Origin of the sequence: Spirillospora sp. NPDC049652, from assembly GCF_040675125.1 — a bacterium.
Lineage (GTDB): Bacteria > Actinomycetota > Actinomycetes > Streptosporangiales > Streptosporangiaceae > Spirillospora.
The window spans coordinates 1-9,713 of record NZ_JBFAOF010000195.1 but is presented as its reverse complement, the minus strand read 5'-3'; the positions used below and the strand labels follow the sequence as shown (position 1 = coordinate 9,713).

Here is a 9,713-nt window from a genome sequence, read left to right as displayed (position 1 = left end):
CCGGGGTCTCGCCGCGCGCGGCGCGGGCGGCGGCCTCCAGGGTGGCGGCCTGCGCGCCCAGGTCGCGCAGCTTGTTGCGCATCTGGGAGCGGACCTTGTAGATCTCCAGGGCGTCCATGTACCGGAGCATGTCCAGGAACACCACGGCGATCGCGGTCCACACGTAGGCGACGTTGCCGGTGCGCGCGTACGCCCCGCCCATCAGGGCGATGGCGCAGGCCAGCACGCGGACGCGGTCGAAGATGTAGTCCAGCCAGGCGCCGAAGATCGAGCCGGTGCCCTTCAGCCTCGCGATCTTGCCGTCCATGCAGTCGAGCGTGAACGACAGGTGGTAGAGCAGCGCACCGACCAGCAGCATCGGCCAGGTGCCCACGGCGAAGCAGCCGCCCGCGCCGAGCCCGAGGATCAGCGCGCCGACGGTGAGCTGGTTGGGAGTGATGTTGGTCTTGTTGGCAGTGAACTTGACCAGTCGCGAGGCGAGCGGATCGACCAGCAAGACCGTCCACCATGCGTCACGCGCTTTGTACGTCCGTTGCCGAACGTCATCGAGCGTGAAGTTCGCCATGGAGAGCTGTCCTTTCGAGAAAATGGAGCCGAGGCCGGTCCCCGTGCCTCGGAAAAAACGTCGCAACCCCGCGCCACCTGATGCTACCGGCCCACCACCCGCGGGACTCCGCGAAGTCGCCCAGTCGTCACCGGGAAGTGATCATTCGGGCGTCCGGGACAATCGTCCGGACGCCCGGGGGCCGGCGGGCGGTCCGCCGCCCGATGATCAGCGCGTCAGCGACAGCAGGTGCTCCACCACCCGGACGGACGCGAACCCGTCGTCCATGGCGCAGTACTTCTCCCGGAACGCCGAGTAGGGGGCGGCGTACCGGCGGCTGGTCGCGTCGATGTCGCGCAGCGCCTCCACCACCTCGTCCGGCTCGCGCAGCAGCGGGCCGGGCGCCTCGGCGGTCAGGTCGAAGTAGGTTCCGCGCAGCTCGTCCTGGTAGAAGTCCAGGTCGGGGACGTAGAACAGCAGCGGCTTGCCGGTCGCGGCGTAGTCGAACATGACCGACGAGTAGTCGGTGATCACCACGTCCGCGATCAGGTAGAGCTCGGAGATGTCGGGGTAGCGGGTGACGTCCACGACGCCGGTGCCGATCCCGACCGTCCGGTCGGCGACCATGTGGTGCTGCCGGACCAGCAGCGACCAGGAGTCGCCGAGCGCGGCGGCGACCCGGTCGGCGGGCAGCACCAGCTCGGCGGTCCGGCCGCCGGTCAGCCAGATGTCCTCGCGCCAGGTCGGCACGTACAGCGCCACGGGCCGGTCGTGCGGGATGCCGAGCCGGTCGCGGACGCGCCGGGCGCGCTCCTCGTGGTCGGGCGCGAACAGCATGTCGTTGCGCGGGTAGCCGACCTCCAGCACCTCGCCCTCGTACCGGAAGGCGCGGCGCAGCATGCCGGTGACGTGCGGGCTGGGGGAGATCAGCAGGTCCCAGAGCGGGACGTCCTCCTCGTACCGGCTGAGCTTGGTGGTGTTGCTCGCGATCCGGCCGTTGCGCACCAGGTCGTAGGCGATGTGCTTGTACGGGGTGCCGTGCCAGGTCTGGACGTACACCTGCCCTGGACGCTTGGCGAAGCCGGACGGCTTGAGGCAGTTGTCGATGATGAACCGGGACGACGCGACGAGCTCGTGGTAGTCCCGCGAGCCGCGCAGCACCGTGCGGGCGTCGCCGACGGGGACGGTGAACTGGCCGTCGTTGCTGCCCCAGGCGTACTCGAAGGGCAGGTCGCGGCGGACCATCTCCTCGTAGATCGCCTGCGGGTTGTCGGAGTACTGCTTGCCGAAGTAGCTCTCGAACACCACCAGGTCGCGGATCGGCGCGGTGTTCTCCGGGCCGTACAGGGCGCGCTGCATCCGGCGCTGGGCGTAGGGGCCGCGCTCGTCGTCGGAGAGCGCGCGCCGCACGAACAGGTGCAGCAGGTCGCCCCGGTGGCCCTTGAGCGCCAGCTCGTGCATCCCGACGAAGCGGGGCTCGGGCAGCTCGCGGCGCGCGGCCCGGTCGATGCCGACGGTGAGGTCGCCGCGCTCGCCGGGGGCGTACAGGTCCCAGCGGCCGCTGGACAGCGGCAGGCCGCCGGTGCGGCCGTCGAGCAGCGCGGTGAACCGCTGGCCCTCCCAGCTCAGCGGGACCTCGTGCGTCAGCGTGGAGCGGCGCATCCGCATGACCAGCCGGTCGGGCCGGGCGCGCTCGTCGGCGCTGGAGCCGGTGAGCTCGATCGTGCTGCCGTCCAGCCAGCGGGTGCCGGTGACGACCAGCCGCGGCGCGCGCTCGACCAGGGTGAGGTTGCCGTACTTGGTGGCGATGACGTCGTACTCGCGGCCGGCGACGTTCGCGCGCAGGTCGACCAGGTCGGCCTCGACCGCCAGCCGCACCTTGCTGCCCTTGGTGCGCACCGAGACGTCCCAGTCGATGCTGTCGCCGGTCTCGGCGGCGTCGCCCGCCTCGGTCTGCGCGGCGAGCTCGGTGATGTCCAGGTCGGCGGCGAACTCGACCCGGCCGCCCTCGCCGGTCCCGGTCTTGCGGACGGGCTGCTTGACCTTGACCATGCCCTGGCGCAGCGCGATCTCGACGTGGCCGTTGGTCACGCAGGCCGCGTCCTCGCGGCGGACCCAGCCGGTGAGGTGGATCCGCGCGCCGTCCACCTGGATGGAGGTGACCTTCGCGCGGACGGACTGGACCCCGATGAGCAGCTCGCCCGCCTGGCTGTACTTGGGCTTGATCAGCCGGCCGGGCGAGGTCTCGTGCAGCGGCGGCCAGAGGCCGGCGCCCTTCGGGCCGGTGAGGCGGCCGTGCCGGCTGACGCCGTGGGTGGTGACGGTGACGTAGACGTGCCAGGTGCCCTCGCCGGAGCCGAGCTGCTCCGGGGTCACCTCGAAGGCGAAGCCGGACCAGGACAGGTCGGCGGTGGCCTGCTTGCTCTCGGCCGTCACGTCCGGCCGGCGGACGCGCTCGACCTTCGGGTGCAGCGTCTTGGACATGACCAGCAGGCGCCGGCGGCGGAGCTCGATCTCGATGGTCGAGTCGGACGCCTCCGGGGCGTGCAGCCGGTTGACGTACGCGTGCCCCTCGATCCGCAGCCGCCCGTCGCGCCAGACGATCTCGTCGATGCCGGTCTTGAGCTCCAGCTCGTCCCGCAGTTCGTAGAGGTGGTCGGGGAAGCGCGGGTCGCCGAGGAAGGGGTAGTCGCCGAACCACTTGCCCGGGTGGCCGGGGCGCTGGATGGCGCTGCCCCGGTCGGGGTGGCTCTTGGCGAACGAGACGATCTCGACGAGCTCGGGCATCAGCCGCTGCCGGACGGCGTGGAACTTCAGCCGGTCGATCGCGGGCAGCTTCTCGTAGACCGCCGGGTCCATCTGGTCCAGGACGGCGTTGACCAGGTCGAGGAAGGTCTCGCGGTACTGCTCGTCGCCCTGGTCGACGACGTTGACGAAGATCCGGATGTCGTCGGCGAGCGCGAAGGCGTCGTACCGGTCCTTCAGGTCCGGGGCCTTGGTGCTGAGGAAGGTCGAGGCGGCGGTGACCGAGCGCATCCGGTCGGCGAGGTTGCCGGGCTCGGTGCGGCGCTGGGTGATCGAGCGGGCCCCGGACTCGCGGATGCGCCAGTGGTACACCGGCTCGTGCAGCACGTCCACCTTGCTCGCCAGGACGTGCGCGGGGATCGTGACCGGGATGTCCTCGTAGAGGCCGGCCGGGAAGGCGAAGGCGTGCCGGTCCCAGAAGGCGCGGCGGAAGACCTTGTTCCAGGCGGTGCGGTCGTTCAGCAGCTCGGGGAACTCGCGGACGTGGGTCGCCTTGCGGTCGATCTGGAAGATCTTGCGGTGCATGGGCGACTGGGTCAGGCCGTTCACACCGAACCGGCGGACGCCGCCGCAGGCCAGGTCGGACCCGGTCTCCTCCAGCGAGGCCACCATCAGCTCGTAGGCGTACCGGGGGATGATGTCGTCGCTGTCGGCGAACGCCAGGTACTTGCCGGCCGAGTGGGGCACGCCCGCGTTCCGCGCCGGGCCGAGGCCCTGGTTGTGCTGCTGGACGAGCCGGAACCGGCCGTCCCGCTCGGCGAAGTTCTTGGCGATCGTGGCGCTGGAGTCGGTCGACCCGTCGTCCACCATGATCACTTCGAGGTCGCTCAGCGTCTGCCGGGCCAGCGACTCCAGGCAGGGCTCCAGGTACGCCTCGACGTTGTAGAACGGCACGACGACGCTCAACAGCGGTGACACGATACTCCAACGGCTGGTAAGAGGAGGCCGGACCCGGATTCGGATCCGGCATTGTGCAGGTTATCCGACGCGTGTTTTTGTGCGTGTTCTTCGGAAAGCCCAGTCGAGCTTCGGTTCCATGGCCCACCGGAAGCACCGGACGACGGGTGCGGAGCACAGGAACGTGCCCACCGCGCAGGCCGCGGCCAGCACGCCGATCACACCGGGGACCGTGTGCAGCCACGACGTGTCCCACCAGCCCATGTACCCGAGGAACCGGGTGAGCAAGCCGTGCAGCAGATAGGCGTACAGCGTGGTCGCGCCCAGTTTGGTGAACCAGGTCCGCCGCCTCGGGACGAGCGTGAGGTAGGCGGCGATCAGGGTGAAGGCGCAGGCCATCATCGCCAGCCGCATGACCGATCCGGTGATGTTGCTGACGCCGAAGTCGCTGTGCGGGTCCTTCCAGTACAGCCAGTTCAGGTCCATCTTGGTGCGGGCGAACCAGGCGACGCCGACCGCGCCGATCAGCAGGGCCGCGCCGATCGGCCGGGCGACCGGCTTCTTGAGGTACTCGAAGTGCTCGGGCTTGAGCGACAGGCCGAGCACGTAGAACGGCAGCAGCCCGATCACCCGGTGCAGGTCGAGGGTGTCGCCGAGGTCGGACATGTACGACAGCAGCGAGAACCCGACGGCGACGGCCACCGGCCAGCGGACCTGCTGCCAGACCGGCGTGGACAGCCGCCAGAGGAACAGCGCGCACAGGAACCAGGTCAGGAAGTACGGGTCGAGCAGGCTGATCTCGAGCTTGTGCCGGCCGACCGACCAGTCGAAGAGCGTGTAGGCGGTCTGGAAGATCACGTAGGGCACGCCCACGGACGTGATCAGCTTGCGGGTGCGGCCCGCCGAGAACGTCCAGTTCCGGGAGAAGTAGCCGGTGATCACGATGAACAGCGGCATGTGGAACATGTAGATGGCCAGGTACAGCGTCTTGGCCAGCGGGACGTCCCCGAGCTGCGCCAGGCAGTGGCCCATGACGACGAGCAGGATCGCCATGAACTTGGCGTTGTCGAAGAACGGGTCGCGCTGCTTGCGCGGCTTGTCGCCCGGAGTGAGTGGAACGTTCCCGTCCGTGACCGGTGGTGGCGCCGGGACCTCTCCCGGGGGGCCCGCCGGGCGCGGGGGGCGCTGCGGGGTCAGGGACGCGGGAGGGGTGCCGGTGTAGGTCATGGGTCCTCGGCGGGGGTCGGGACTTCGGCGGTCGCGGAGGCCGGGGCCCGGCTCGGTGCGGCCGGAGCCGAAGCCGGTGCCGGGGAACGGCCCCGGCCTCCGCGGGGGTGCGCGGCTAGTTGCCGTCGCAGATGTTGTCGTTGGCCTTGATCTCGCCCTGCTGCTTGGGGATCGGGCCGCCGGACTTTCCGGTCTTGAGGCTGGTGCTGGTCCAGTTGGTGCCGATCACCAGGTCGACCATGCCGGACAGCGCGCCGGTCGTCGCGGGGGTCGGGGCGGGCGCGCCCGGCATCAGCGCGGCGAGGGTCTTGGCCTGCTGGTCGGCGCCCGGGCCGTACTGGACCCTGGTGGTCGAGGTGATCGGCGTGCGGTTGCCGCCGACCTCGACCTGGAAGCCCTGCTCGCGCAGCGCCCCGGCGACGCGGCCGGCCTGCCCCATGATGCCGCTGGCGTTGTAGACGCGGACCTTGACCTGGGACGCCGGGATCTTCGGCGCGCCGCCCGCGGCCGGCTTCTTCTCGTCCGGCACCGAGCGGTCGTTGCGCATCGCGTTGAAGAAGTTGTCGGCGCTGGGCTGGCTCAGCACGACCCGGTTCGGGTCGGCCGGGTCCGGCCCCCAGGGGACGGTGATGAAGCGCAGCTTGCCGGACGTCATGCCCTGCATGCCCGAGCCGATCTTCATCATCGTGGGCCCGGTGAGATCGCTGTCGGTCTTCAGCGACTTGGTGCCCGCGTTGATCAGCTTCAGCAGCTTGTCCGGGTTGCTGAGCACGCCCGCGCTCATCGCCTTGTTGGCGAGCGCGCCCATGAACTTCTGCTGCCGCTTGATGCGGCCGAGGTCCGAGCCGTCGCCGAGGCCGTGCCGGACGCGCACGTAGGCGAGCGCCTGGTCGCCCTTGATCGTGTGCTTGCCCGCGGCCAGGTGCAGCTTCGACTTGGGGTCGTCCACCCGCTTGGGCAGGCAGACCGGCACGCCGCCGATCGCGTTGGTGATCGACTTGAACCCGACGAAGTTGACCTCCATGAAGTGGTCGATCCGCAGGTTCGTCAGGCTCTCGATGGTCTTGACCGTGCAGGACGGCCCGGCGAGCGTGTAGGCCGAGTTGATCTGCGCCTTGCTCTGGGCGGGGGTCATGACGTTGCCGCCGCCCGGCTTCTTGCAGGACGGGATCGGCACCATGAGGTCACGGGGGAAGCTGACCCCGAAGGCCCCGGAGCCGCCCGGCGACAGGTGCAGCAGGATGATCGTGTCCGAGCGCGGCGCCTCGTTCTTCATGCTGCGGCCGTAGACGGCGTTCGCGCCCGCGCGGCTGTCGGACCCGAGCAGCAGGATGTTCATCGCGTTGTTCAGCTTCTTCGGCCGGTTGGGGCCGACGAGGGCGTTGGTGTCCTCGTGCGCGATGTTGCCGAACATCTTCCGGTAGATCCCGTACGTCGTCAGCGAGCCGACGACCATCACCGCCGAGAGGCCGATGCACACCCAGCCGAGGATGCGCCAGCCGCGTCGGCGCGCCGGCTCCGGTGAGTCGGCGTCGTCGACGTACTCCATGTACATGGGGTTGTCGTTCATCGGCTCCGTGATGGGGGTCGGGCCCGCCCTTGGGGGTCGCGGAATCAGTCAGAGACTAGGTCAGTCGAGCCGTCGAACGGGTCCGGATCCGGCATTCGGTGCGGCGGTTCCGGCCGGGACTCCGGCCACTGCGGTCACATGCTCCCGGGTCAAACGCCGATCTAGCGACGCTTTGTCAAAGTTTCGTTGGATTATGACGGAAGATCCTGAGGCTAGCGGTGCCAACAGGGTGATCAGAACCCCTCGGGAGGTGGCGAGGGGCACGTGAACCAACAGGCGGTCCCGCGCGTCCAAGGCCCACTCCGCAGCGGACGTCCGCGCCTCGGTGACCAGATCCGCCCCCGCGTATGTGGTCTTTGTCACAGTCAGCAGCGGGTCGTCGGCATAGGACCGCTCCGGCCGGAAGCGGTCGCCGTGCGCACGGACCTCCACCGCGTAGTCGGTGACGCCCGGCGGCACGTCCGCCATCGGGCCGCCCAGCGCGTGCAGCGACAGCCCGACCACCTCGTCGGCCTGGGTGTCGTCCACCTCGCCGAGCGCCTCCTCGGCCACCGCCAGCAGGTAGGGGCCGTCCACCTCGCCGGGGTCGCCCAGATGGACGTGCAGCCCGGCGGACCAGGACGCCATCAGCCACACCAGCGTCTGCCAGTGCTCCGGCAGCGCCAGCACGACCTTGTCGCCCGGCTGCGCGCCGAGGCCGTCCACGAGGAAGTTGGCGGTCTTCGCCACCCAGTTGTCGAAGACGCGCGCCGAGAGCTCGACGCGCTCGCCCCTCGCGTCGTCGTAGAAAGTGACAAAGGGCCGGGACGGGTCGGACTCCACGCGCGCGCGGAGCAGACCGGCGGGATCGGTCGCGATCTTGGGAGCCGTCATGCCACGGAGCGTACGGCCTCGCCCGCCGATCCCGCTGACCTCGGGTGCCTGCGGTGTCGCGCGGCTTCGCCCGCGGGGCGATGCCGATACGCTCCGCTTCGATGGACGTCCGGGAAACCCACCGATGAGCGCGGGGCGGCTGCTCGCCCGCATCACCGTCGCACCCGCCCTTCTGCTGGTGGCGTGGCTGACGGTGTCCGCGCCGTTGCTGCTCGGGGGCGTCTTCGACCTCGGCCCGGCGTTCGCACTGTTCGTGCCGGTCGCGGCCGTGGTGCTGTGGCTCGGCCTGCGGGACGCCCCGCGCGCCGGCGGCGAGCCGCGGCCGGGGCCCCTCGGGTCGGTCCCGCGCTGGTCCACCCTCGGCGTGCTCGCGGTGGCGCTGGCCTTCCTGGCCGTCCAGGTCGCGATGTGCTCCGAGCAGATCATCGTCCGCCGCGACCCCGCGTCCTACGTGCAGTTCGCGCTCTGGCTGAACGACCACGGCTCGCTGCCGATCCCGCAGGACCGCGCCGCGTTCGGCGGCGGCGACCGCGCGCTCGGCTTCGGCTCGCTGGCCTTCTACCAGGTCGGCGACGACATCGACCCGCAGTTCATGGCCGGGCTGCCGCTGGTGCTGTCGTTCGGCGGCTGGGTCGGGGGCGTCCGGGCGATGCTGCTGATGGCCCCGGTGCTCGGCGCGGCCGCCGTGCTCGCCTTCGGCGGCCTGGTCGCCCGGCTGGTCGGGCCGCGCTGGGCCCCCGCCGGGGCGCTGCTGCTCGCGCTGACGCTGCCGATGATCTGGGTGTCGCGGTCCACCTACAGCGAGCTGCCCGCGATGGTGCTGCTGTTCGGCGGCCTCGCGATGCTCTACGACGTGCGCGCCCAGGCCGTGGACGAGCCGCGCCGCACCGGCCGGTACTGGCGGCTGATGCCGAGCTCCGCGCGCGCCAAGGCGTTCCTCGCGGGCGGCATGCTCGGGCTGATCGTCCTGGTCCGGATCGACGGGCTCCGTGACGTCCTGCCCGTGGTGGTGTTCGCCGGGCTGCTGATCGCGCGCCGCCGCCGCACCGGCGTCCCGCTCGCGCTCGGCCTCACCGCCGGGGTCGCGCTCGGCCTCGTCGAGGGCTTCCTGCTGTCCCGGCCCTACCTGGTCTACCTGCACGCCTCGCTCGTGCCGCTGCTCGCGATGACGGTCGCGCTCGTCGCGCTGACCGCGGTCCTGGTCGTCCTGCTGCGGTGGGAGCGCACCGGGCCGCGGCTGCGGGCGCTGGCCGCCTCCGCCGCGCGCGGCCCGATCCCCGACCTGGCCGCCTGGCTCACCCTGCTCGTCGTCGCGCTGCTGGTCGCCCGGCCCTGGTACCAGACCGTCCGGCGGCCGCCGGCGAACCCCGACGACGCGCAGAACGCGCACTTCATCGAGGAGGTCCAGCGGATCAACCACCTGCCGCTGGACGGCGCCCGGCAGTACTCCGAGCTGTCCATGCACTGGGTGATCTGGTACATCGGGGTGCCCGCGCTGCTCGCCGCGACGTTCGGCGCGGCGCTGCTGGTCCGGCGGCTGCTGCGGCGGCGCACCCCCGAGTGGCTGCTGCCGTACGGCGTGGTCGTCTGGACGTCCCTGCTGGTGCTGTACCGCCCGGGGATCACCCCGGACCACCCGTGGGCGGCCCGGCGGCTGATCGCGGTCGTCCTGCCGGGGCTGCTGCTGCTCGCGGTGTGGGCGGCGGCGTGGCTCGTCCGCCGGATCCGCCGCACCGGGTACGGCCGCCGCCCGACCGCGCTCGCCGCGCTGCTGTCGTGCGCGGTGCTCGGCGTCCC

Annotated in this window: 6 protein-coding genes; 1 reads left to right on the top strand and 5 read right to left on the bottom strand. The window is 71.0% G+C overall.

Features of this window, described 5'->3' with window-relative positions; genetic code table 11:
- The 5 genes from AB0J52_RS15505 to AB0J52_RS15485 all read right to left on the bottom strand — a co-directional run.
- Positions 1-565 (bottom strand): CDP-alcohol phosphatidyltransferase family protein (locus tag AB0J52_RS15505; RefSeq protein ID WP_500182246.1); only part of this gene is annotated, 565 nt, incomplete at its 3' end.
- 207 nt (positions 566-772) lie between these two features.
- Positions 773-4,267, bottom strand: coding sequence for a CDP-glycerol glycerophosphotransferase family protein (locus tag AB0J52_RS15500; RefSeq protein WP_500182245.1), 3,495 nt, complete (start codon positions 4,265-4,267; stop codon positions 773-775).
- A gap of 60 nt (positions 4,268-4,327) precedes the next feature.
- The gene (locus AB0J52_RS15495; protein WP_500182244.1) at positions 4,328-5,473 is read right to left on the bottom strand and encodes an acyltransferase family protein; all 1,146 of its coding nucleotides are present in this window, start codon (positions 5,471-5,473) and stop codon (positions 4,328-4,330) included.
- Positions 5,474-5,588: 115 nt separating this feature from the next.
- Positions 5,589-7,043: an LCP family protein gene (locus tag AB0J52_RS15490; protein WP_500182243.1), complete on the bottom strand. Its 1,455-nt coding sequence runs from the start codon at positions 7,041-7,043 to the stop codon at positions 5,589-5,591.
- A gap of 60 nt (positions 7,044-7,103) precedes the next feature.
- Positions 7,104-7,916: a TIGR03089 family protein gene (locus AB0J52_RS15485; RefSeq protein ID WP_500182242.1), complete on the bottom strand. Its 813-nt coding sequence runs from the start codon at positions 7,914-7,916 to the stop codon at positions 7,104-7,106.
- Positions 7,917-8,040: 124 nt separating this feature from the next.
- On the opposite strand from AB0J52_RS15485, the gene AB0J52_RS15480 reads away from it, so the two are divergent.
- A partial coding sequence (locus AB0J52_RS15480) for a hypothetical protein (protein WP_500182241.1) occupies positions 8,041-9,713 on the top strand: 1,673 nt, incomplete at its 3' end.